This window comes from Pseudomonas sp. AN-B15 (assembly GCF_019056475.1).
Taxonomy (GTDB): domain Bacteria; phylum Pseudomonadota; class Gammaproteobacteria; order Pseudomonadales; family Pseudomonadaceae; genus Aquipseudomonas; species Aquipseudomonas parakoreensis.
The window spans coordinates 4186968-4212345 of record NZ_CP049737.1; the positions used below are offsets into that span (position 1 = coordinate 4186968).

The 25378-nt window shown below is 56.4% G+C and carries 19 protein-coding genes; all 19 read right to left on the minus strand.

The annotated features are described in order from the left end of the window. Positions 1 to 31 precede the first annotated feature (31 nt). The 19 genes from GTQ41_RS18890 to gyrA all read right to left on the minus strand — a co-directional run bounded on the left by GTQ41_RS18890 (position 32) and on the right by gyrA (position 25098). Positions 32 to 4354, minus strand: coding sequence for a glycosyltransferase (locus tag GTQ41_RS18890; RefSeq protein WP_217325339.1), 4323 nt, complete (start codon positions 4352 to 4354; stop codon positions 32 to 34). Next, positions 4351 to 5658: an ABC transporter ATP-binding protein gene (locus GTQ41_RS18895; RefSeq protein ID WP_080963296.1), complete on the minus strand. Its 1308-nt coding sequence runs from the start codon at positions 5656 to 5658 to the stop codon at positions 4351 to 4353. The genes GTQ41_RS18890 and GTQ41_RS18895 overlap by 4 nt, the downstream gene beginning before the upstream one ends. Next, a complete protein-coding gene (locus tag GTQ41_RS18900) occupies positions 5648 to 6466 on the minus strand; it encodes an ABC transporter permease (protein ID WP_047295539.1) in 819 nt (272 codons plus the stop codon). Before GTQ41_RS18900 ends, GTQ41_RS18895 begins: the two co-directional genes overlap by 11 nt. A gap of 114 nt (positions 6467 to 6580) precedes the next feature. Then, positions 6581 to 7480, minus strand: coding sequence for a glycosyltransferase family 2 protein (locus GTQ41_RS18905; RefSeq protein ID WP_155416818.1), 900 nt, complete (start codon positions 7478 to 7480; stop codon positions 6581 to 6583). Between the two features lie 507 nt (positions 7481 to 7987). Continuing rightward, entirely contained in the window at positions 7988 to 8941 is a 954-nt protein-coding gene (locus tag GTQ41_RS18910) for an SDR family oxidoreductase (RefSeq protein WP_047295542.1), read from the minus strand. Next, on the minus strand, positions 8938 to 9861 hold the full coding sequence (locus tag GTQ41_RS18915; protein WP_047295544.1) for a glycosyltransferase: 924 nt from the start codon (positions 9859 to 9861) through the stop codon (positions 8938 to 8940). The genes GTQ41_RS18910 and GTQ41_RS18915 overlap by 4 nt, the downstream gene beginning before the upstream one ends. A 52-nt stretch (positions 9862 to 9913) precedes the next feature. Next, positions 9914 to 10804 (minus strand): glucose-1-phosphate thymidylyltransferase RfbA, encoded by an 891-nt coding sequence (gene rfbA, locus GTQ41_RS18920; protein WP_047295546.1) that lies wholly within the window; start codon positions 10802 to 10804, stop codon positions 9914 to 9916. Further along, positions 10801 to 11694, minus strand: a complete 894-nt coding sequence (rfbD, locus tag GTQ41_RS18925; protein ID WP_047295547.1) for a dTDP-4-dehydrorhamnose reductase — start codon at positions 11692 to 11694, stop codon at positions 10801 to 10803. The genes rfbA and rfbD overlap by 4 nt, the downstream gene beginning before the upstream one ends. Continuing rightward, the gene (rfbB, locus tag GTQ41_RS18930; protein WP_047295548.1) at positions 11691 to 12767 is read right to left on the minus strand and encodes a dTDP-glucose 4,6-dehydratase; all 1077 of its coding nucleotides are present in this window, start codon (positions 12765 to 12767) and stop codon (positions 11691 to 11693) included. The genes rfbD and rfbB overlap by 4 nt, the downstream gene beginning before the upstream one ends. A 222-nt stretch (positions 12768 to 12989) precedes the next feature. Then, entirely contained in the window at positions 12990 to 13229 is a 240-nt protein-coding gene (locus GTQ41_RS18935) for a LapA family protein (protein ID WP_047295549.1), read from the minus strand. A gap of 27 nt (positions 13230 to 13256) precedes the next feature. Further along, positions 13257 to 13553 carry an integration host factor subunit beta gene (gene ihfB, locus GTQ41_RS18940; RefSeq protein ID WP_003189779.1) on the minus strand — a complete coding sequence of 99 codons (297 nt, stop codon included), beginning with the start codon at positions 13551 to 13553 and terminating at the stop codon, positions 13257 to 13259. A 153-nt stretch (positions 13554 to 13706) separates the two neighbouring features. Next, positions 13707 to 13985: a hypothetical protein gene (locus GTQ41_RS18945; protein WP_047295550.1), complete on the minus strand. Its 279-nt coding sequence runs from the start codon at positions 13983 to 13985 to the stop codon at positions 13707 to 13709. A gap of 196 nt (positions 13986 to 14181) precedes the next feature. Beyond that, positions 14182 to 15864, minus strand: coding sequence for a 30S ribosomal protein S1 (rpsA, locus tag GTQ41_RS18950; RefSeq protein ID WP_095668626.1), 1683 nt, complete (start codon positions 15862 to 15864; stop codon positions 14182 to 14184). 119 nt (positions 15865 to 15983) lie between these two features. Then, on the minus strand, positions 15984 to 16673 hold the full coding sequence (cmk, locus tag GTQ41_RS18955) for a (d)CMP kinase (protein ID WP_007963625.1): 690 nt from the start codon (positions 16671 to 16673) through the stop codon (positions 15984 to 15986). Next, positions 16670 to 18877 carry a bifunctional prephenate dehydrogenase/3-phosphoshikimate 1-carboxyvinyltransferase gene (locus GTQ41_RS18960; protein ID WP_047295738.1) on the minus strand — a complete coding sequence of 736 codons (2208 nt, stop codon included), beginning with the start codon at positions 18875 to 18877 and terminating at the stop codon, positions 16670 to 16672. The genes cmk and GTQ41_RS18960 overlap by 4 nt, the downstream gene beginning before the upstream one ends. A gap of 28 nt (positions 18878 to 18905) precedes the next feature. Further along, positions 18906 to 20018 carry a histidinol-phosphate transaminase gene (hisC, locus tag GTQ41_RS18965; RefSeq protein WP_041069377.1) on the minus strand — a complete coding sequence of 371 codons (1113 nt, stop codon included), beginning with the start codon at positions 20016 to 20018 and terminating at the stop codon, positions 18906 to 18908. 13 nt (positions 20019 to 20031) lie between these two features. Continuing rightward, entirely contained in the window at positions 20032 to 21126 is a 1095-nt protein-coding gene (pheA, locus tag GTQ41_RS18970; protein ID WP_041069374.1) for a prephenate dehydratase, read from the minus strand. Next, positions 21126 to 22211, minus strand: coding sequence for a 3-phosphoserine/phosphohydroxythreonine transaminase (gene serC / locus GTQ41_RS18975; RefSeq protein WP_047295554.1), 1086 nt, complete (start codon positions 22209 to 22211; stop codon positions 21126 to 21128). The genes pheA and serC overlap by 1 nt, the downstream gene beginning before the upstream one ends. 232 nt (positions 22212 to 22443) lie before the next feature. Next, positions 22444 to 25098, minus strand: coding sequence for a DNA gyrase subunit A (gyrA, locus tag GTQ41_RS18980; RefSeq protein WP_047295556.1), 2655 nt, complete (start codon positions 25096 to 25098; stop codon positions 22444 to 22446). Between the last annotated feature and the right edge of the window lie 280 nt (positions 25099 to 25378).

The window sequence follows — 25378 nt, forward strand, 5'->3', positions numbered from 1 at the left end:
CCCCAGCTTCGCGGCAAGGGGAACAAGTTGCTCAGCTTTTGTGCAGGTCGACTATTTCGTGAAGTGGACGCTTGGTCAGCTTTCTCTTGATTTTCTGACGCACACCATAGGGAACCGAACGGCTGAGTCGCTGCATGCCAGGCTTGCGGTACAACGTCCACAGAGCGAGCAACACAATTTCCCGGGTGGTCAACGGCACTTCGTACTCGGCCGCAGCAATGCCCGTGGCAGGGAGCTCGAGGAAACCGGGCTGTTGCTGACGCGGAACAGCGTTATTTACCAGTTGCAAATAATCGACATCATAGAAATCCGGATTCAACAGACTTTGTGCATGCGAAGGTGCCTGGATCAAGTCCCCCGCCACCGATGACTGCACAAATGTGCTCATTGCTTCCAGAAGCTCTGCAGGCTCGATGCCAAATGGGTAGACGAGCGTATGTTCACGGCTGGCCAGGCGCTCGGGGAACGCACCGATATCCGGCGCGATGATCGGCAGCCCTGACGCCAGCGCATAGCTGAGTGTGTAGCTGTAAGTTTCCGGCCATTGCGCAGGAAACAGGATCAAGTCGAGTTCATGCTCCGCGATCAACCGCACGAGCTCCGCAGCGTCGTATTGCCCGCTGGTGAAAACGCCGTTTAATTCCCGGTAAGCGAAGCCAAGCAGCTTGAAGTCGAAGGGGGCATTTGCAGCCTTCGCTTTCGCAGCCAGTTGCTCGAGATAATCCGCGCCTTTTTCCTTGCCCAGCGCACCCAGCACGCCCACGGTATAACGTGGTTTTGGGATGATCGGTACCACCGAAGAGCTCACCGGTCGCTTGTTCTCGACATGCAACGCTACGATTGGACGCTTCAAAGCATAGTACTGCTGGTAAAGCGCCAATGTGTACTCAGATGGGAACACGACTGTTTTCGCGCTTTCGAGGAATACTCTCAATTGTTCGCGCCACTCGGCTGCCGAGACACCCTTGGGCAGAGGGAACGCAGGATTGAGTAAATCATCGGAATACTGGCCTGGATAAACGCCCGCCTCGTTGGTCAGTGTCGGGTTGCCCCCAAGCCAATAGAAGTCGTGAACCGTCAATGCGTATTCAGTACCCAGTTGCGCCGGAAGATCGAACAGTGCCGGATTCAATCCAAGAGAGTGATGGAAATGGACGAATCCGACACCGCAGCCTTTGAGCAGGGCAACCAGCTTCGGAAGCTCTTCCGGAAGATGGAAGACCAACTCGTCTGCGCCGGGGAATGTGCCCATGTACAGAGAGACGGCGCCCGCACCTTTACGAGGTTTGAGGATGAGGTTGTAGGTATTCGCCTGAAGCGCTTCGCTCAGCTCTTCGACATGCTGTTTGACTCCGCCCCCGGCCTCATGGGAAACCTGCAGGACCTTGGGACGATCGAGTGTCGAAAGCAACTGGACCAGACGATTGACACGCACCAGTTTGACCGGATCTTCGGCAATAAACGTCTGAATATCCAGGTGATAGTCTGGATGCAGTTCGACAATCGCCTTGAAGGCGTTTTCGATCAATGCTTGCTTGGTCGAAGAAAAACTGACGCCGCCTTCATGGAATGCGTAAAGGTTCGGTGTAATGACGTTGGACCAGCCGGCCTTGAGCGCGCGCTGGCACAAATCGTTTTCTTCGCCGTAACCACGACCGAATTTTTCCTCATTCAACAAGCCCACGACGTCCAGGCAATCGCGGCGCACGTACATGCAGAACCCGACACCGGTAGGTGCTTTCACATTTGGCAGTCGTGCCCCGGCGAACACTTTGTCGATCTGATGGACATCTAGTCCGAAGGCCTGTTCGTTTTCGTACAGGAAGGCCGGAAAACTGCAAATGGTCGCGTTATTCGAGAACGGGGTGACCGTACCGATATTCGGCGCAATGTAGGCTTCTGCGGTCAGCCGTTCCAGCCAGTTTTGCGGGACGATCACGTCGCTGTTCAGGAACACGATGTCGGCTTCTGCGGCCTGGCGCATCCCACGGTTTACGGTTTTGACGAATCCCAAGTTGTTCGGATTTTCCAAAACAGTCAGAACGTCCGGCCATTGCGCTTCGAGCTCAAGCAGCATGTCCTGCATACCGGCATCCGGACTGCAGTCATTGATCGCGATGATCTTCGCACCCGCCATCGAGAGAATGCCCGGCATGGCAGCTTCGATGCAGCGCCTGGTCATCTCGATGCCTTTATAAACCGGCAAGATCACCGTCACTGAGCGGATACGGGCAATTGGCGCTTCGACGATGTAACTCTTGCCTGCGGGAACCGGAGCCTTCACCTCCTGATTACGCAGGTAGACGGTAGCCGCGCGTTTGCAGCTTTCGACATTATTGCGCAAAGCCTTTTTGCCGTTGCGCAGTGAACGAACGACAAATCGAATCGGTTTGGTGATGAACCAGGAGTTCGAATGAATCACATCATTGTAGGCCGCCTGACTCTCGGCCAAGCGAACAGACAGGCGGTAGCGTTCCGACTGCAGATTCTCTAGCTCGGATCGAAGTTCGGAGTGAATCCGCTGAGTATCAGCCTGGATTCTTCCAACTTCCCGTTGGGAATCAGCCTGAATTCTCTCGACTTCCCGCTGGGACTCAGCCTGAACTCTTTCAACTTCCCTCCCAGCGGCTTCCAACGCTTGCGCTTGTGTCGCCAAGGCGGACTGGGTCTTGTTGAAAGCCATCAACAAGTTGTCGACGACAACCTGTCGATCCTCCTCCCAAGAGTGAAATTCACTTGGCTCGCGGCCACTGACGGTGCTCTGCACAGCCGCCTCTAATGACAGGAATTGACGAACATCTTCATCGTCGATCCCATAGCCAGCTGCCGCTGACGCTGCAAACACGAATTCTTTGTAAGTTGCCGTCGCGAAGTCAGCGCTTGGGCTGAAACGTGTCACCGAACCAAGCAATTGACGCAGAGTCCTGAACAACAGGAATTCGATCCGCACACCGACGGTCAACGACCACTCTTTATCTATCAGGTGGGGGGCGCCTTGCTGGTCGATCAGAATATTCTGCGGTACGGCATCGAAAAGTTGACCCGGCAATAAATCATCAGCGCCCGACAGACCGCCGGAGATATTTTTCAATATCGCCACATAGCCTTTCAGAAACTCGCCGACCTGAGCATAAGTCCAGCCTTGCGCATTGACAATTTCGATCAACTTTGTCGAGAGCACATGCCCTTTGATGTATGGTTCGGACGCTGTCAGCTTGAAGTCGACGATGGCGTCTGCGGCAGACTCTGCTGCAATATTGGTCAACTTCTCGTAGTGAACGCGAATTGAGTTATCGGCGCTTTTTTTGAACGACGAACTCTTGCAGAATTCCGCCCGACGATCACTGCTGAAATGAACTGCCAGGGTTCCATCGTCGAGGGTTTTGCGTGCCACCGGCGAAGCACCGATGAGGAAGGAATTGGACATGTCCATGCCCAAACCATTCTTGCAGATCTGCGGCCATGCCAGTTCGAGCGAAAACGTACACAGCTCAGGCAGTTGCGGATCGCGCTGGGCGCTTTGCCAGGCAAAGGCCGCAGCATCGAAATCAGGGTCGACAAACCCTTCTTCCGTGACAATCGAAACCGGCAGTTTGTAATCTGGAAATGGGGCAAAAAACTCGTTGGACGCAAAGCCGGCACCAGACAGCAGCGAGGCTAGCGCCTGTTTGCCATAAGTTTGTGGCGTAGTGCTGTTATAGCGTCCCTCGACACCAAACATCGGCGTCACAACATGGTCTTCCGGTGCGCCTGCAAAATATTTGAGACCCAGCTGGTTCTCGATCGCAATGATCAACAAGCCGTCGGGCTTCAATAGCGAGCGGACTTTCTTGAGCATGTTCGCGCCCGGGTTCTCACCCGAGACAAACAGATTGGCGTACTCAAAAACACCAACAAGCGTGATGACATCGAATTTCTTTTCAACCTGGAAGTTTTCGAATGTTTCGGCCAATACCGACACGTTCGGCAAGTCTCTGGTACGAGACCGGGCAATGCTTGCACGGCGCGCACTGCCTTCCAGCGCAAGAACGTTGCCGCCCTGCTCGCCCAGATAGCGGGTAATCGCGCCACAGCCTGCGCCGATTTCGAGGACGTCACCTTTAAGATCGGCGTCAAACACCCGTAGCAAATTTGCCCGGGTGCTGGACAGGTAATACAGCGATGGCCAGTCCGTGCACAAGCCACGCAGTTCATCGGAAAAAACACTTACATCACGCGCCTTCTCAATCAAGTACTTGATGCGTAGTTCGGTGGTATCGCCGTCACTGTAATTGATACTCGCGTAATCCGGCCTCGACCAGATCTTGAGTTCTTCGTTAAGTTGATAGCCCGCTTGCGTCAATAAAGTATTCAATTTGTAACCTTTTTGGCACGAATGCTCGAATCTAGATTTACCAGCCCAAAAAACTTGTCTGTCGGCCGCACTTGAAGGTGCACGGAATCGTAACGACGATCCCTTGGCGTCACCTCTTCACCGTCTTTGGTGGAAACGCCGAGGGAAATGAAGTAATCACCCGGAGCCAATTCACAGGCAATCGACAAATCGACCTCGACAATTTCACCCTTGCGACCAAAGGCGCGGAAATCCGGAGAATCAAGGGTTTCACTGTTCACGCCGTAAACGGTTACCCCTTCCTTGGTTTTGATGGTCATGCCGAGGATAGGGCAGATCAGATCGGTATCAAACCTGACGAATACAGCCAGCTTGAGCTTGGAACCAGTATCGACGGCTACGGGATACTCCTGACCATCGGCACTCAGATGAAAGTCGATTATCGTCGCTGCCCGATCACCCCAACGATACTCATTTGGATTGTAGTTGGGATGCGTATCAAATACGTCCATTCCGCCGTCAGGCGTGTGGTAGGTTTCCAGCACATCGACGGCAGGCTCAAGCTCGGTCACAACCGAATTCCGGGTTTTGCCGAACAGCAGATCCAGATAGCGATTGACAACCTGCCGTGGTTCACCCTGCTCTAACTGCACACCGTCATTCAACAGAAATGCCTTGTCGCAATGAGTCACGATCTGCTCACTTGAATGCGTTACCAAGAGAATGCTAGTGCCATTCTCTTTCAGCTTCTTCAAGCGATCAAAACAGCGTGCCTGGAACTTGGCATCGCCAACGGCCAATGCTTCATCAACAATAAGAATGTCCGGTTCGACTTGAGCCTGAACGGAAAACGCCAGACGCACGAGCATCCCGCTGGAGTAAGTTTTCACGGGCTGGTTGATAAAGTCGCCAATGTCCGCAAACTCGATGATCGCATCGTACTTTTCATCGATTTCCTCTTTGCTCAAACCGAGGATGGTAGCGTTCAAATAGACGTTTTCACGCCCGGTGAACTCAGGATTGAACCCCGAGCCCAACTCCAGCAACGCAGCGATCCGACCGTGGGTTTCCACGGTACCGCCGGTAGGGTTCAGGGTCCCACACAAGATCTGCAACAGCGTGGACTTGCCACTGCCGTTCTTGCCGACAATCCCGACGGTCTCGCCCTTGCGGATCTCGAACGACACATCGTGCAGCGCCCAGAACTCCCGGCAGTATTTTTTCTTGCCGCGACTTAGCATCTGCAGCAGGCGGTCACGTGGCTTGTCGTAAATCTCATAGCATTTGCTGAGATTCTGAACTTTGATGGCGATCTCAGATGACATCAGCAAATCCTTTTCGAGTTTTCTGAAACCAGGCAAAGCCCAGCCAAGCGGCGACTATCGAGCCTGCGAGATAAATGCCAAGGATGGTGAAGTCAGGCATACGTCCCCAAAACAGCACTTCACGCGCGTATTCGATAGTGGGCGTCAGCGGGTTCAACATCAGCAGGTGCCGATACTCTTCGGGCAATGCGCTCGCCGGATAGAAAATGGGGGAGAGGAACATCAGCACAGTGGTTAGAATCCCGATGAATTGCGCAACATCGCGCAAGTAAACACCGAGTGATGCCAGCGCCCAGGTCAATCCCATAATCAACAACACCAGCGGCATTATGATCAGCGGAAAAAACAAGACCGTCAGGTGAGGTGTACCAAACAGAAAGGTATAGGCAAGCAGCCACACGATCAGACTGATCACCATGTGAAACAGCGCGGAGCCCACGGTCACCCATGGCAGGATCTCCAGCGGAAATACCACCTTCTTGACGTAATTCGCATTGGAAAGAATCAGCGTCGGGCTGCGATTGAAGCACTCGGCGAACAAGTTGAATACGATCAGTCCCGCAAACAGAATGAGTGCAAACTCTGTCTTGGAATCGCTGCCCCCGCTCCAGCGAGCCTTGAACACGACGCTGAAGACAAACGTGTACACGACCAGCATGAACACCGGATTGAAGAACGACCAGAGAATCCCCATGAAAGACCCGCGATAGCGCCCCACAACCTCGCGCTGCACCAGAGCTCTGATCATGCTGCGATTGCGCCACAAACTGCCGAGCAATTCCCTCGGTGAAATCGAATAATTACGCATTAAGCACACACCTAAAAAAACTCAGGGAGATGAATCTCATCAAAATTCTCTCGTTCAAACACTGCTACCGCGCCCCAAGGAAACCTGCAAAGGTCCTTTCAGGCGCGAATATCTTCATAGTCTATTAATGGCCGCTGCCAGTATCAGCCCCAAGCTACCCCACATAGTCTGTCGGTAGACGCCGGAACGTCTCAGCCAGAAAAATCGAGTAAAAACTGAGGATCTTCGGGCTTTCTGGAACAGATCAAGCGTCAATTGACTGTCTTTGCTCAGTCGTGTTCGAACCGATTCCAAAGCAGCGATATTTCTCTGATTCCACCCTTTGAAACGCCCACTGAACATCATCCGCAACCTTGCCAACCGCGCGCGCGCGCCCATGTCGGAACCGATCAGGTTGGTGTCGTGCTGCCTGTAAAGGAGAGTCGGGGTGTGGTCATAGACAACTTGTCCGCCAGTACCTGTCACCAACAGGTAGGCCCACCAGTCATGGGAGACTATATCCAGATGCGCCCCGGCGGCCTGAAAAAGTGCTTGTGCCGAACGGTTGAAGACCATGGTGTTGCCCCCGGCAATGCTCTGCACCAGTGCATTGGCAAAACAGGGCGGTCGTGGAAACATCGGCGAACGGCCGGTAATCGTTCCCGTATCATCAATCAATTCGGTACGCGCGCAATACAATGCTGGAATGTCCATCGGCAGATGCTGCAGCGACTTGAGAGCGACCTCGAGCTTATGCTCCTGCCAGATATCATCCTGATCGGCCCATGCATAGAATTCGGATTGACCAGAGACAACGCAGGCCACCGACAGAAAATTCGTCGCAAAACCTCGCTGAGGCCCCTGCCGCACAGTCAGCTTGCCTTCGCCCCACGCGGCGGCATACTGGCGCAAGATATCCAGAGTGGCATCGGTTGAGCCATCGTCCGATACCAGAACATCCCAGTTTTGAAAACTCTGACGAGCGATAGAGTCCAGTTGTTGAGACAGAAAACGCTCACCGTTGTACGTACACATAAGGATCGTGACGTGCGAACCTTGATCCGGTCTATCGACTGCTTCACGGTAAGGTATAGAACCTGTCTGAACAGCTTGTGGAAGAGGGACTACCACCGAGCACTCCATTGCGTTAAGGATAAAATTATGACGGCGTTGTTCCGCCTGCCATCAAAATGCGCATTCTCAGTAGGACAAGCGTTACATGCTCTTCTCATGGCCGCTCCGACTGCGCAAAATTTGCCATTATAACAATGAGTCAAAGCCACTTGATAGCCCAGTGATATCACCGCATGAAATACGCCAGGGCATTGTTAGCACCGGAAAATGGAAGCTTCATCCGCCTGGATCGAACTTCAATAACTCGGCAAAGCTGCAATGGTTAGGGGGTGCGTAGGGTACCAAGGGCCCTGCATTGGCAAAAGGGGTGGCATTTTGCCAATTTTCACATGCAGAGGCGGCCTCCCTGTCCGACAACTTTCATGACCAAGCAAAGCAGCATGCGAACTGACCTCGCATCGGCTTCGATCAACGCTCGAGGTAATGAATCGCGGTGCGCTTCAAGGCCCTATCGACACTTATCGGAGGCGACCACTGCAACAACGAGCAAGTCTTATTAATGTCGACCTGCAATGAACCGCAAAGTCTCTGCGCCATCTCCCCCCTCCCCATCAACCGCGCAGCACCACGCAGCAGCAGTTGTGGCACAGGTAACAATAACGCCGGCTTACCCAAGGCTGCCGCCATACGCCGGAGCAACCCGGAGGTGGACAAGTCTTCGCCATCGCTTACCAGAAATGTCTGATTCGCCGCAGCGGGATGCGCTATGCAGGTAACAACCAGATCAACGAGATTACCCAACGCCACCAGACTGCGCTGGTTTCTCAAGGCCCCCAGAGGTAGCGGCAAGCCTTTGTTCAGCCAGCTCATCATGCTGAGGAAGTTGGCCTTGACACCCGGACCATACACCAGCGGCGGACGAATGATGACAATATCCATGCCGGTCTGACGACCGATTTCACGCAGGCACTCTTCCGCTTCACATTTGGAGACACCATATGGATCAGCCGGCGCAGGCTGATCGTCAGCCTTGAACGGCATACCAGGCAATGTCGCTTCACCATTAACCTTGATCGAACTGAGGAATACGAAACGCCTGACACCTGCCTCAGCCGCCTTTCGAGCCAGGCGCGCCGTGCCATGAACGTTAATCTCACGGAATTTCGCCAGGGGGTCGGCAGCGGTGTCACTCATCACGTGGACGCGAGCTGCACAGTGAACCACCACATCGACTTGTACGAGCGCCGGCAGCTCAACATTTTCGCTCAAATCAAAAGGCACCACATCACACAAGCCGCTTAACCGGGTCTTACCCCGCACCGCAGCGACTGGCGCATACGCCCTGTCCAGGAGCATGCGGAAAACCACTGCCTCACCGACAAAACCGGTGGCACCTGTAACCAATACACGGCGCTTTGTCATTCGGCTTTTTTCCCAACGATCGCAGTAGCCCAACATATACAGAAGAAAAACACTTTATCCCTCATTCGTCGCCGGCAATGCCGAGCGCTCAGGGACAATCCCAATAACTGTCTGCGACCTAACGGCAGCCAGCGCCGCACAAACGCATGGTCCGCGACCCCCACCAACCTCGCGATCAATCGCACTTGGGAGAACCACCAACCATCGTGAATCGTCTTGTAACGCTCGATCAATGAACCGAGGCCAGTATTCGCCCCCACCTGATTTTGCGCGTGCTGACGATATTGCATGGATGACAACGGATCGATGAACCAGCGAAAACCATGACTGCGAGCGTAGGCGTAGCAATACCAGTCATGTAGGCGAACCTGCTGCAGCGCCTCCCAATTAGCGAGCATAGACGCCTTCAATTCTGTCATCAGTCGATGCCTCATGACGTAGGTACAACCCGGCCCCGCAGCTTCGAACAAATAATCCCAGGCAACTTGCGGTTGCCCTTTATCTAGCAGACAAGCCCGCCCATCCGCCCAGAAAGCCGTGACATTGCTGGAATAGGCATCAACTTGGCGCAATCTAATTGCCCAGGTCGCGCGATCGAGCTTATCGAGATTCCAGATATCATCCTGGTCAGCGAAGGCGACGAAATCATATTCATCCACAGGCACATCGCGAATCAGCCTGAAAAAATTACGCGACGCACCACCGAAGCTGCCGGCTTCGGGCAGGACGATCACCTGAGCATGGCGCGCGGCATAATCCGCGCACCATGCTTCGGTACCGTCAGAGGAAGGGTCGATACTGATATAGACGGTTACATCGACAGCTGACTGGCCAAGGATCGAGTCCAACTGCTCCTCGATCCAGCGCATGCCATTGAAGGCCGCCAGCAACACTGCAACCCTGGGATGTTCTACGGGCATGCCAATCCTGATTGCACTGATTAAACACTACTGCTCGAAAAGTTTTTTTCGATCAGCGTGAAGGCGTGTCCAGCAATTTCTGCAAGTATTGACCGTAGCCCGTCTTTTTAAGCGCATCAGCTTGAGCGGCCAATTGCTCGGCAGTGATCCAGCCATTGTGATAAGCGATCTCTTCCAGGCAAGCGACTTTCAGCCCCTGACGCTGTTCGATCGTATGAACGAAATGACTCGCTTCCAGCAGAGAATCGTGGGTGCCGGTATCCAGCCACGCGAAACCACGACCAAGCATTTCTACATTCAGCGATTTCTGCTCAAGGTAGGCACGATTGACATCGGTGATCTCCAGTTCACCGCGCTCCGAAGGCTTGATGTTCTTGGCAATCTGCACGACCTGACTGTCATAGAAATACAAACCCGTCACGGCGTAGCTGGATTTCGGCTTCAGCGGCTTCTCTTCGATGCTCAGAGCGCGACCGGAAGCATCGAACTCAACGACACCGAATCGCTCAGGATCAGATACGTGGTAACCGAATACCGTTGCACCCTGCTGCTGATTGGTGGCCGAACGAAGATTGTCGGTGAAGTGCTGACCGTAAAAGATGTTATCGCCCAGTATCAGACAGCAAGGATCGTTGCCGATGAACTCCTCGCCGATGATAAAGGCCTGCGCCAAGCCATCGGGACTTGGCTGCTCGGCATAAGTCAACTTGATGCCGTACAGACTTCCATCTCCCAGGAGCTTGCGGAAACAAGGCAAGTCTTCAGGGGTAGAGATAATCAGAATCTCGCGCATACCGGCGAGCATCAGCACCGATAGCGGATAAAAGATCATCGGCTTGTCGTAAATAGGCAACATTTGCTTGGAAACACCAAGAGTAAGCGGGTGCAAGCGCGTGCCCGAACCACCAGCGAGGATGATGCCTTTGCGATTTGTCGTGGTCATTTGTTGAGAACTTCCCTAAGCATTCGGGTTACACCACTTTGCCAATCCGGCAAGTGTAGAGAAAAATTGTCGCGCAGCTTCTGAGTGTTCAAGCGTGAGTTCAGAGGGCGACGTGCAGGTGTCGGGTAGGCAGTCGTTTCGATTGGGTTGACTATTGTCACAGCCAACTCCTCGCCTTGGGCTTTCGCGAAATCAATGACGTAACTGGCATAGCCATGCCAAGACACTTCACCAGCAGCGGCCAAGTGATAGAGGCCAGCCAACTCTGGACGCTTATTAACTTGCTGAATAGCCAACGCCGTTACATCAGCGATCAGATCCGCCCCGGTAGGTGCGCCAATCTGATCCGCAATCACGCTCAACGTTTCGCGATCTTTGGCCAAACGCAGCATGGTCTTGGCGAAGTTATTGCCGCGAGCGCCGTACACCCAACTGGTGCGGAAGATCAGATGGTTGCAACCCGACGCGATAATCGCCTGCTCGCCAGCGAGCTTGCTGGCGCCATAATGGTTCACCGGCGCGACAGGGTCTGTCTCCTGCCATGGCGTGACGCCTTGACCACTGAAAACATAATCCGTTGAGTAGTGAACCAGCCATGCGCCCAGCGATGCGGCTTCTTCCGCCATCACGCCACTCGCAAGGCCGTTTACACGATCCGCCAACTCGGTTTCCGACTCAGCTTTGTCGACCGCCGTATAAGCTGCAGCATTAACAATAACGTCGGGCTTTATCTGACGAATCGTTGCACGTAAGCATTCAAGATTCGACAGATCACCGCTGAGGCCATCAACGACGTGACGATCAAGAGCGAAGAGTTCGCCAAGCGGAGCCAGGGAACGTTGCAGCTCCCAGCCCACCTGACCGTTCTTTCCTAGAAGTAGGATCTTCATGCTTTATTCGAGCGATCCGCATAGTTCTGATCGATCCACTGCTGGTAACTGCCGCTCTTCACGTGCTCAACCCACTCAGTGTTGTTCAGATACCATTCGACAGTCTTGCGAATACCGGTCTCGAAAGTTTCTTCCGGAGTCCAGCCCAATTCGCGCTGAATTTTGCTTGCATCGATTGCATAACGCACATCATGCCCAGGACGATCCTGAACATAGGTAATCAGGCTGGCATGAGGACGATGGGCCGAATCAGGACGCAACTCATCAAGCAGCGCACAGAGGGTGTGCACCACTTCGATGTTTTGTTTTTCGTTATGACCGCCGATGTTGTAAGTCTCACCAATTACACCTTCAGTGACGACTTTGTACAACGCACGAGCGTGATCTTCGACATACAACCAGTCACGTACCTGATTACCTTTGCCATAAACTGGCAACGGCTTGCCTTCCAGTGCATTGAGAATGATCAGAGGGATCAACTTCTCAGGGAAGTGGCAAGGGCCGTAGTTGTTCGAGCAGTTGGTAACCAGTGTCGGCAGACCATAGGTGCGTGCCCAAGCGCGAACAAGGTGATCAGAGCTAGCCTTGCTGGCCGAGTATGGCGAGCTTGGCTGGTAAGGTGTGGTCTCGGTGAAGAGGTCTTCCGGACCTTCGAGGTCTCCGTAAACTTCGTCAGTCGAAATGTGGTGGAAGCGGAAACTGGCTTTACGCGCATCATCCAGCGCTGCCCAGTAGTGGCGGGCAGCTTCGAGCAGCGTGTAAGTACCGATGATGTTGGTCTGGATGAATTCGGACGGGCCGGAGATCGAGCGATCGACGTGGGATTCAGCGGCCAGGTGCATGATTGCATCCGGTTGGTGCTCACGCAGGACACGGTCAACCTGATCACGATCGCAGATATCGACGCGCTCGAAAGCGTAACGCGAGTTCTGGCTGACTTCTGCCAAGGACTCCAAATTGCCGGCGTAAGTCAGCTTATCGACATTGACGACAGAATCAGAAGTATTGGAGATGATGTGACGGATGACTGCCGAGCCAATGAAGCCGGCGCCGCCGGTAACTAGAATTTTCACGCGAAACGATACCCTTGAGCTACGGACAGCGCTGCCTGCGAGCGCGGTCTAATCCATGAATGCAGAAGCCACCATCAGTTGGCATCCGTCAGAGTCAGTCTGAATCGACATGCATTTAGGCACGATCAAACAAGGGTGCATTTTACAGCTTAATGATGGTTTTACTAATGGATAAAGACAGGCCAAGGCGCAAATTCGACAGATGCCGTGCGCCTGTCGCTTTCAGACCAGTCGTTTGCGCGCTGCCCTGGACGAACGCCCCAGAAACCAGCCCAATACAGGACCAATAATCATGCCGATCAGCAATGCCAACACGGCAACAATCGACACTGGCAACTGCGGGCCGGAAAAGCCCATAAACAAAAGCGAAACCGACTGCTGGTTCTCAAGCACAAACGCCAGAATCACCAACACCAACAATAAAATGAAAACGCCAAGAAGCACGCGCTTGAGGTTACGCATGAGTAACTCCTTGAAAAGTAGCGACTGTCAAACCCCCTCCTCTTCTTCCTCATTCACCCGGTCACGCAACTCCTTGCCCGGTTTGAAATGCGGAACAAACTTGCCGTCAAGGCTGACAGACTGACCGGTCTTTGGATTGCGACCGACGCGCGGCGCACGATAGTGCAGAGAAAAGCTGCCAAACCCACGGATCTCGATGCGATCACCGGTAGCGAGGCACTGGGACATTTGTTCAAGCATGGTCTTGATGGCCAGCTCCACATCCTTGGATGAGAGTAGCCCTTGATGGGTGACAATTCGTTCGATCAACTCCGACTTCGTCATATTTTTCCCTTCTTTTTCAAGCAGCTAGATCAGCGCTTGAAAGGTTTTAGCACGCCCGGAAGATTTTGAACAGCCCAGGGATTGACATATCTTTCTCGGCATCAAAACGCCCGTTTTCAGCACACTAAAGCACTGAACAGGAGCAACGCTCATTCAGCGACACATCACCAGCATGGTTCGAGTGACGTAGCCCGCGGGATTGAAGCCAAACGGATATTCATCCTCATCTTTGGCCTGATCAGATCGGGTGATCACCCGGTAACCCGCCCCCTTGCACTCCTTCGCCGCGCGCCTTTGGCACTTCTCCCAACCCGACCCCAAACCGGAGCAGTCAATCTCGATACCACTGACGCCACGCACCGCATGCGTCTTGGCACTGGTGGTACAGCCAGCCAAAATCAACACAGCAATCAACACAATAAATCTGTTCATCCACTTCCTTATGCCAGGCAACGCCCGACTACTGCACGACTACTACCCACAGCTTAGTCGCGAATAGGCGATTGATCCGATTAAAGAAACAGACAACCCGCTGAAGGGAATGGTTTCACCGCTGTCTCAGCCCCCACCAAATCGCAGGCACAAAAAAGGGCGACCGAAGTCGCCCTTTTTCATGATCAAGCAGAACTTAGTTCTGTTTGGCCATTGCTTGCTTCAACAGAGCAGCCATGGTGGTATCGGCTGGAGCTTCCTGAACGGAGTTCAGGCTCTGGATAGCTTCTTTCTCTTCAGCGTCATCTTTCGACTTGATCGAGAGCTGGATTACGCGGCTCTTGCGGTCAACGCTGATGATCTTGGCTTCAACTTCCTGGCCTTCTTTCAGAACGTTGCGCGCGTCTTCAACGCGGTCACGGCTGATTTCGGAGGCTTTCAGGGTCGCTTCGATGTCGTCAGCCAGAACGATGATGGCGCCTTTGGCGTCAACTTCTTTCACGGTGCCTTTAACGATAGCGCCTTTGTCGTTAACCGAGACGTACTCGGAGAACGGATCGCTTTCCAGTTGCTTGATGCCCAGGGAGATGCGCTCGCGCTCTGGATCAACCGACAGGATGACTGTGTCCAGCTCGTCGCCCTTCTTGAAACGACGTACGGCTTCTTCGCCCACTTCGTTCCAGGAGATGTCGGACAGGTGAACCAGACCGTCGATGCCGCCGTCCAGACCAATGAAGATACCGAAATCGGTGATCGACTTGATGGTGCCGGAGATCTTGTCGCCCTTGTTGAACTGGCCAGAGAAGTCTTCCCATGGGTTCGACTTGCACTGCTTGATGCCCAGGGAGATACGACGACGCTCTTCGTCGATGTCCAGAACCATGACTTCCACTTCGTCGCCGACTTGTACGACTTTCGAAGGGTGGATGTTCTTGTTGGTCCAGTCCATTTCCGAAACGTGCACCAGACCTTCAACGCCTTCTTCCAGCTCAGCGAAGCAGCCGTAGTCGGTCAGGTTGGTTACACGAGCGGTAACGCGAGTGCCTTCTGGGTAACGGGCTTTGATAGCAACCCATGGATCTTCGCCCAGTTGCTTCAGGCCCAGGGAAACACGGTTGCGTTCGCGATCGTATTTCAGAACCTTGACGTCGATTTCATCACCAACGTTGACGATCTCGGAAGGATGCTTGATGCGCTTCCAGGCCATGTCGGTAATGTGCAGCAGGCCGTCCACGCCACCCAGATCGACGAATGCGCCGTAATCGGTGAGGTTTTTGACGATACCTTTGACTTGCTGGCCTTCCTGCAGGGATTCCAGCAGAGCTTCACGCTCGGCGGAGTTCTCGGCTTCGAGGACGCTGCGACGGGAAACGACAACGTTGTTGCGCTTCTGGTCCAGCTTGATGACCTTGAATTCCAGCTCTTTGCCTTCCAGGTGCGTAGTGTCGCGCACTGGACGGACGTCAACCAGGGAACCTGGCAGGAACGCACGGATGCCGTTAACGTCGACAGTGAAGCCGCCTTTAACCTTACCGTTGATAACGCCCTTGACCACTTCCTCAGCTGCGAAGGCTGCTTCCAGAACGATCCAGCATTCAGCGCGCTTGGCTTTTTCACGGGACAGCTTGGTTTCACCGAAACCGTCTTCAACCGAATCCAGAGCAACGTGAACTTCGTCACCGACATTGATAGTCAGATCGCCAGCGTCGTTGTAGAACTGTTCCAGCGGGATGAGTGCTTCAGACTTCAGGCCAGCGTGAACGGTTACCCAGCGAGCCTGGTAATCGATATCAACGATAACACCGGTGATGATGGAGCCTGCCTGAAGGTTCAGGGTCTTTAGGCTTTCTTCAAAGAGTTCCGCAAAGCTTTCGCTCATTTTAATTCCTGTAGATGAGGGCGAAGAATACGCCCATCTCCACACCCCAGACGGTGTGGGTTAGTTTCATTTAAAAGAAGCGCTGCAGGACTATGACTGGTCCCCTGCGGCCTTCTTGGTCACCCGGCGATATCGCGAATGGCGATCTCGCTCATGATGCGTTCAAGCACCTGATCGATGGACAACTCCGTGGAATCCAGCTGAATCGCGTCGGCCGCCGGCTTGAGCGGGGCCACTGCACGCTGGGTATCACGCTCGTCGCGTGCACGGATCTCATCTAGCAGACTCGACAGACTAACATCCTCGCCTTTGCCCTTCAACTGCAAATATCGGCGGCGCGCCCGTTCCTCGGCGCTGGCGGTCAGGAAGATTTTCAATGGTGCGTCAGGAAAAACCACTGTGCCCATGTCGCGCCCATCAGCCACCAGCCCCGGCGCTTCCTGGAAAGCGCGCTGGCGCTGCAGCAGCGCCTCGCGCACTGCCGGCAGCGCAGCTACCTGGGACGCGCCTGCGCCGACGCTTTCAGTACGGATGACATCGCTGACTTCATCACCTTCCAGAATGATGCGCTGCAACTGGCCTTCGGTCGCCGCGATGAACTGCACATCCAGATGAGCAGCCAGCTTTTTCAGCAACTCTTCATTGGTCAGGTCGACACCATGGTTGTGCGCAGCGAACGCCAGCAGGCGATACAACGCACCGGAATCCAGCAGGTTCCAGCCCAGACGCTTGGCCAGAATCCCGGCGACCGTGCCTTTGCCCGAACCGCTTGGCCCATCGATGGTGATGACCGGTGCAATGTTTTTCACGACTGAGCCTCTTGTGCCACACGAATGCCGACCTGCGCACACAGCGCGAGGAAGTTCGGGAACGACGTCGCGACATTGGCGCAATCATGGATGCGGATCGGCGCAGTGGCGCGCAGCGAGGCCACGCTGAAGGCCATGGCGATACGGTGATCGCCGTGACCATGCACTTCGCCGCCACCGATCTGGCCGCCATCGATGATGATGCCGTCCGGGGTCGGCTGGCACTTGACGCCCAGCGCCAGCAAGCCATCCGCCATTACCTGGATGCGGTCCGATTCCTTGACGCGCAACTCTTCAGCACCCGTCAGCACGGTACGACCTTCGGCACAGGCCGCCGCCACGAACAGCACCGGGAATTCGTCGATGGCCAGTGGCACCAGCGCTTCCGGAATCTCGATACCTTTGAGTTTAGCCGCCCGCACGCGCAGGTCGGCTACCGGTTCGCCACCGACTTCACGCTGGTTTTCCAGAGTGATATCGGCGCCCATCAGCCGCAGGATGTCGATAACGCCGGTACGGGTCGGGTTGATGCCGACGTGCTCCAGCACCAGCTCGGAACCTTCGGCAATCGAGGCCGCCACCAGGAAGAACGCCGACGACGAGATATCGCCCGGCACTTCAATGTGGGTCGCGGTCAGCTTGCCGCCGGACTCGACCGACGCGGTCGCGCCGTCAACAGTCACCGGGTAGCCGAAGCCACGCAGCATGCGCTCGGTGTGATCACGGGTTGGAGCCGGTTCAGTGACGGTGGTCTTGCCTTCCGCGTACAGACCCGCCAGCAGCAGGCAGGACTTCACCTGAGCACTGGCCATCGGCATGGTGTAGGTCAGGCCTTTCAGCTTGTGCCCGCCACGAATGGTCATTGGTGGACGACCTTCGGCAGCGGTTTCGATCACGGCGCCCATTTCCCGCAGCGGATTGGCCACGCGATTCATCGGACGCTTGGACAGCGACGCATCGCCCGTCAGGGTGCTGTCGAAGTTCTGCGCCGCCAGCAGGCCGGACAACAGACGCATCGAGGTACCGGAGTTGCCCAGATAGATCGGGCCAGGTGCCGGCTTCAAGCCATGCAGGCCAACGCCGTGAATGGTCACGCGACCGTGGTGCGGGCCTTCGATGACCACGCCCATGTCGCGAAATGCCTGCAAGGTCGCCAGGGCATCTTCACCCTCGAGGAAACCTTCAACCTCGGTCACGCCTTCGGCCAGCGAGCCGAGCATAATCGAGCGGTGGGAAATCGATTTGTCACCTGGTACGCGAATCCGACCGGACAAGCGGCCACCAGGTTGAGCCAGAAAAATCAGATCGTTGGAATTCATAGCGTCCACATAGGCCCTGCGGGCCAGGATTTTACTGAAATGCTCGCGGGCAACCCGGGCGCGCGTGAAGACGCCCAACAATTGGTGCCCATCCCCTGCATCGACCGCGTCGCGCAAGGCGTCGAGGTCGCTGCGAAATGTATCGAGTGTGCGCAGGACAGCCTCGCGGTTGGCGAGGAAGATGTCGTGCCACATCACCGGGTCGCTTCCGGCGATTCTTGTGAAATCGCGGAAACCGCCCGCAGCGTAACGGAAGATCTCAAGGTTTTCATTGCGTTTGGCCAACGAGTCGACCAGACCGAAGGCCAGCAAGTGCGGCAGATGACTGGTCGCAGCCAACACTTCGTCGTGGCGCTCGACCTGCATATGCTCGACATCGGCACCCAGCTCGCGCCACAAGCGATCAACCACCGCCAGCGCGGCCGGGTCGGTTTGCTCGAGCGGGGTCAGAATCACCTTGTGCCGACGGAACAGCTCGGCGTTGGAAGCTTCCACCCCGCTCTGCTCGGAACCGGCAATCGGATGGCCCGGCACGAAACGCGCTGGCATGCCGCCGAACGCCTCGGTCGCCGCGCGCACCACATTGCCCTTGGCGCTGCCGACATCGGTCAGAATCGCCTGACCCAGATCGACACTCGCCAGACGCGCGAGCACCTTCTCCATGGCCAGAATCGGCACTGCCAGCTGAATCACGTCAGCACCCTGACACGCAGCAATCAGGTCGTCTTCGCAACGGTCCACCACACCCAACTCGACCGCCAGCTTGCGCGATTGCGGGTCGAGATCAACCCCGACCACTTCACGGCAGATGCCGCTTTCACGCAAGCCTTTGGCAAACGAACCACCGATCAACCCCAGACCGACCACCACAAGGCGACCGATCATAGGTGCAGCAGATTGCAGCGCAGTGACATCACCCACGAGCCAGAACCTTGCGCAGCGCTTCAAGGAAGCGGCTGTTTTCCGCCGGCAGACCGATGGTCACCCGCAGGTGGTTCGGCATGCCGTAATTGGCCACCGGACGCACGATCACGCCTTCACGCAGCAGCCCCTGGAAAATCGGCGCAGCGACCTGACCAAGATCGACGCAGATGAAGTTGCCCTTGGACTCGATCCAGCTCAGACCCAGCTCACGGAAACCCGCCTGCAGTTGCTGCATGCCGGATTCGTTGAGCTGACGGCTTTGCGCCAGATACTCGTCATCCTTCAACGCCGCACAGGCTGCGGCCAGAGCCAGGCTGTTGACGTTGAATGGTTGGCGCACACGGTTGAGCACGTCCGCTACTACCGCAGTGGACAGGCCATAACCAACGCGCAGCGCTGCCAGGCCATAGGCCTTGGAGAACGTGCGCGATACCAGCAGATTCGGGTACGCCGCGAGGAAATCCAGACCGTCCGGCAGGTCGCTGCCTTCGGCGTACTCGATGTACGCCTCGTCCAGCACCACCAACACATGTTCCGGTACATCTTGCAGGAACTCGTCCAGCGCTTCGGCGCCGAACCAGGTGCCGGTCGGATTGTTCGGGTTGGCAATGAACACTACACGAGTGTTGGCATCGATGGCCGCGAGCATCGCAGGCAAGTCGTGCCCCCAGTCCTTGGCCGGCACCACTTTGGCCTGCGCGCCGACCGCCTGGGTGGCGATCGGGTAAACGGCAAACGCATGCTCACTGAACACGGCGTTCAGACCCGGCGCCAGATAGGCGCGCGCCACCAGCTCGAGAATATCGTTGGAGCCGTTGCCAAGGGTTACCTGGTTCAGCTCGACGCGGCACTGCTCGGCCAACAGCGATTTCAGCGCGAAGCCGTTGCCGTCCGGATAACGGGTCAGCTCGGCCAGCTCATCGCGGATTGCCGCCAGCGCTTTCGGGCTGGCGCCCAGCGGGTTTTCATTGCTTGCCAGTTTGACGATTTTCGCCGGATCCAGATCCAGCTCGCGCGCCAGTTCGTCCACAGGCTTGCCCGGAACGTACGGCGAAAGTTGTTGCACGCCCGGCTGTGCCAGAGCGAGGAAGTTGCCACTCATTTGCTACCGCCCCTTAAAGAACTGCTTTCGGGTAGGAACCCAGCACTTTGAGTGCTACTGCTTCCTGACTGATCTTTTCCAGCACACCCTTGATCAACGGATCACGGTGGTGGCCGACGAAGTCGATGAAGAACACGTAGGTCCATTTGCCACTGCGCGACGGACGGGTTTCGATCCGGGTCAGGTCGATCCCGTTGTCATGGAACGGCACCAGCAGCTCATGCAGCGCGCCAGGCTTGTTGCTCATCGAGACGATGATCGAGGTCTTGTCGTCGCCGGTCGGCGGCACTTCCTGGTTACCGATCATCAGGAAGCGCGTCGAGTTGTCCGGACGATCTTCGATCTTTTCCGCCAGACGGGTCAGACCATACAAGCCAGCAGCCATGTCGCCGGCAATCGCCGCCGAGTTCCATTCACCCTTGACCCGCTTCGCCGCTTCGGCATTGCTCGCCACCGCCACGCGCTCGACATTCGGATAGTGCGCGTCCAGCCACTTGCGGCACTGGGCCAGCGACTGGGCGTGGGAGTAGATGCGGCTGATGCTGTCGGTCTTGGTGTTTTCACCGACCAGCAAGTGATGGTGAATGCGCAGTTCGACTTCGCCGCAGATCACCATGTCGTGCTCGAGGAAGCTGTCGAGGGTGTGGTTGACCGCGCCTTCGGTGGAATTCTCCACCGGCACCACGCCAAAATTCACCGCACCCGCCGCGACTTCACGGAACACTTCGTCGATCGCCGCCATCGGCTTGCTGATCACCGCGTGGCCGAAGTGCTTCATCGCCGCTGCTTGAGTGAAGGTGCCTTCAGGGCCGAGGTAAGCCACTTTCAATGGCTGCTCGAGCGCCAGGCACGAGGACATGATTTCGCGGAACAAGCGCGCCATCTCTTCGTTGCCCAGCGGCCCCTGATTGCGCTCCATCACGCGCTTGAGCACCTGGGCTTCACGCTCGGGACGATAGAACACCGGCACTTCGCCTTCGGCCAGCGAAGCCATCTTGACTCGCGCAACTTCCTGGGCGCAGCGCGCACGCTCACTGATCAGTTCCAGGACCTTTTCGTCCAGAGCGTCAATACGCAGGCGCAGGGCCTTGAGTTCTTGCTCGGACATCAGCCGTGTTCCTTCTCGAATTCAGCCATGTACGCCACCAGCGCGTTGACGGCGTTGATGTCGACGGCGTTGTAGATGGAGGCGCGCATGCCGCCCACGGAGCGGTGGCCCTTGAGGTTGAGCAGACCGCGCGCATCGGCACCGGCCAGGAACGGTTTGTCCAGGCGATCGTCAGCCAGACGGAACGGCACGTTCATCCACGAGCGGTCCGACTTGTTGATCGGGTTGCTGTAGAGGCCACTGGCGTCGATGAAGTCGTACAGCGTGCGCTGCTTGACGTCATTCAGTTTGGCGATCGCTTCAACACCGCCCTGCTCTTTCAGCCACTGGAACACCAGACCGGAGAGGTACCAGGCCAGGGTCGGCGGAGTGTTGTACATCGAACCGTTGTCGGCCGCGACCTTGTAGTCGAGCATGGTCGGGCACAGCGAACGTGCCTTGCCCAGCAGGTCTTCGCGGATGATGTTGACGACAATACCGCTCGGGCCGATGTTCTTCTGGGCGCCGGCGTAGATCATGCCGAAACGCGAGATGTCGACCGGACGCGAGAGGATGTCCGAAGACATGTCAGCCACCAGCGGCACGTCACCGGTTTCCGGGATCCACTGGAATTCCAGACCGCCGATGGTTTCGTTCGGCGCGTAGTGAACGTAAGCGGCGTCTTTCGACAGCTTCCACTCGTTCTGACCCGGGATGGCGAAATAGTCGTAAGGCTTGGCGGTGGCAGCAACGTTGACGTGGCCGTAGCGCGAAGCTTCGTCGATAGCTTTCTGCGACCAGATACCGGTGTCGATATAGTCGGCGCTGCCGTTTTCCGGCAACAGGTTCAGCGGGATCTGCGCGAACTGCTGGCTGGCGCCACCCTGCAGAAACAGCACTTTATAGTTCGACGGGATATTCAGCAGGTCACGCAGATCCTGCTCGGCCTGGGTGGCAATGGACACGAACTCATCGCTGCGATGGCTCATTTCCATGACCGACAGACCCTTGCCATGCCAATCAAGGAGTTCACCCTGGGCACGTTGCAGGACAGCTTCAGGAAGCGCCGCAGGACCGGCACAGAAGTTATAGGCTCGCTTGCTCACATCCAATCTCGCTCTGATTTGGTGGTATCACGCAAAAAATCACACTACCGATCAACACAGTCCTGTGGGAGCGAGCCTGCTCGCGAATGCATCACCGCGGTGCGTCAGAGGTACCGCAGCGCCTGCATTCGCGAGCAGGCTCGCCCCCCACAGGAGATCTCCATGATGTCGAAAATTCATACCGGACAAATAACAAGGGGGCGAATTTTCATCCGCCCCCTCGCTTGTCCGCTTACTCCTGCGGCTCTTCGTCAGCTGCGGCGTCGAGTTGCTGGTCCTCGGCAACGTCGTCGATCACGACATCTCCCTCGAACCCGGCACCCTCTTCACCTTCAAGCTCGTCGCCTTCGACCTCCGATGGCTCCTGAACCCGCTCCAGACCGACCAGGGTTTCATCCTTGGCCAGCTTGATCAGAGTCACGCCTTGGGTGTTACGACCCAGGCTCGACACTTCGTCGACACGGGTACGTACCAGCGTGCCCTGATCGGAAATCAACATGATTTCTTCGCCGTCGAGCACCTGAACCGCACCGACCAGACGGCCGTTACGCTCGTTGCTGACCATGGCGATCACGCCTTGACCGCCACGCTTGTACTCTGGGAACTCGGTAATCGCGGTGCGCTTGCCATAACCACGCTCGGAAGCGGTGAGGATCTGGCTGCCTTCTTCCGGGATCAGCATCGAAATCAGCTTCTGCCCTTCCGGCAGACGCATGCCGCGTACACCACGGGCGGTACGGCCCATGGCGCGTACGTCGGACTCTTTGAAACGCGTCACTTTGCCGCCGTCGGAGAACAGCATCACTTCGCGCTCGCCATCGGTGATGGCCGCGGAGATCAACACGTCGCCTTCGTCCAGCTCCAGCGCGATCAGACCGACGCTGCGCTGACGGCTGAAGGATTCCAGCGGAGTCTTCTTCACGGTGCCGTTGGCGGTCGCCATGAAGATGTAGTGACCTTCGGTGTATTCCTCGACCGGCAGCATGGTGGTGATGTATTCACCGTCATCCAGCGGCAGCAGGTTGACTAGCGGACGACCACGGGCGGCGCGGGATGCTTCGGGAATTTCGTAAGTCTTCAGCCAGTACACCTTGCCTTTGCTGGAGAACAGCAGCAGCGTGGTGTGACTGTTGGCCACCAGCAGGTGAGCGATGTAGTCCTCATCCTTGACGCCGGTCGCCGATTTGCCTTTGCCGCCACGACGCTGAGCCTGGTACGCAGCCAGTGGCTGGGTCTTGGCGTAGCCACCGTGAGAAATGGTCACGACGCGCTCTTCTTCCGGGATCATGTCGCCCAGGGTCAGGTCGAGACGCGCATCGAGAATCTCGGTGCGGCGCACGTCGCCGTATTCGGCACGGATCACTTCCAGCTCTTCGCGGATCACTTCCATCAGGCGCACGGCGCTGTTGAGGATGCGGATCAGCTCGCCGATCTGGTTGAGGATCTCTTGATACTCGGCCAGCAGCTTCTCGTGCTCCAGACCGGTCAGACGGTGCAGACGCAGTTCCAGAATGGCTTGCGCCTGTTCTGGCGACAGGAAGTACTTGCCGTCGCGCAGACCGTATTGCGGATCGAGGTTTTCCGGACGGCACGAATCGGCGCCGGCACGCTCCACCATCGCCACCACTGCCGAGGATTCCCAAGGGGTGCTGACCAGCGCTTCCTTGGCTTCCGACGGAGTCGGCGACGCCTTGATCAGGGCGATCACCGGGTCAATGTTCGACAGGGCAACGGCCTGACCTTCGAGGATGTGACCACGCTCGCGGGCCTTGCGCAGCTCGAATACGGTACGACGGGTGACCACTTCGCGACGGTGACGGACGAAGGCTTCCAGCAGATCCTTGAGGTTGAGGATGCGTGGACGGCCGTCGATCAGCGCGACGATGTTGATGCCGAATACCGATTGCAGCTGGGTCTGGGCGTAGAGATTGTTGAGGATCACCTCAGGCACTTCGCCGCGACGCAGCTCGATCACGACGCGCATACCGTCCTTGTCGGACTCGTCGCGCAGCTCGGTGATGCCCTCGAGCTTCTTCTCTTTGACCAGTTCGGCGATCTTCTCGATCAGACGCGCCTTGTTCAGCTGATACGGCAGTTCAGTGATGACGATCTGCTGTCGGCCACCGACCTTGTCGATGTCTTCGATGATCGAACGCGCACGCATGTAAATGCGGCCACGACCGGTGCGATAGGCTTCGATAATGCCGGCACGACCGTTGATGATCGCGGCCGTCGGGAAGTCCGGACCGGGGATGTATTGCATCAGCTCATCGACGGTCAGCTCGGGATTGTCGATGAGGGCCAGGCAACCGTCGATGACTTCACCGAGGTTGTGCGGCGGAATGTTGGTCGCCATGCCCACGGCAATACCGCTGGAACCGTTGACCAGCAGGTTCGGCACGCGGGTCGGCATGACCGCCGGGATCAGCTCGGTACCGTCGTAGTTCGGCACCCAGTCCACGGTTTCTTTGTGCAGGTCGGCCAGCAGTTCGTGCGCCAGCTTGGTCATGCGCACTTCGGTGTATCGCATGGCCGCAGCGTTGTCGCCGTCCACCGAACCGAAGTTGCCCTGACCGTCAACCAGCAGGTAACGCAGGGAGAAAGGCTGAGCCATGCGGACGATGGTGTCGTACACCGCAGTATCACCATGCGGGTGATACTTACCGATCACGTCACCGACAACACGGGCAGATTTCTTGTACGGCTTGTTGAAGTCGTTGCCCAGCTCGCTCATCGCGAACAGTACGCGACGGTGCACGGGCTTGAGGCCATCGCGCGCATCCGGCAGTGCACGGCCGACGATTACGCTCATCGCGTAGTCGAGGTAGGACTGTTTCAGCTCGTCTTCGATATTGACCGGGAGGATTTCTTTGGCCAGTTCGCCCATGAGAAGCCTGATTCCTTTTTCTGGTGAAACTTCGTCATATCCATATGGGATGTACGAAGCTCGTCGGGGCAGGCTGAGTGCCGTGCGCCGACTTACGACAAATCAACGGATAGAACCACGGATTTGCGCAGTAAAGACAGCTCCGCGAAGCTGCCTCGGAAAACGCCGGATGTTATCACAAGAGCCGCCACGCACCTATCCCCCAGATGCGCATGGAGCATAGTTAGTTGACCGATGACAGGCGTAAAGGGGACGAGAGAGGCTCAGAGCTTCTTTGAAT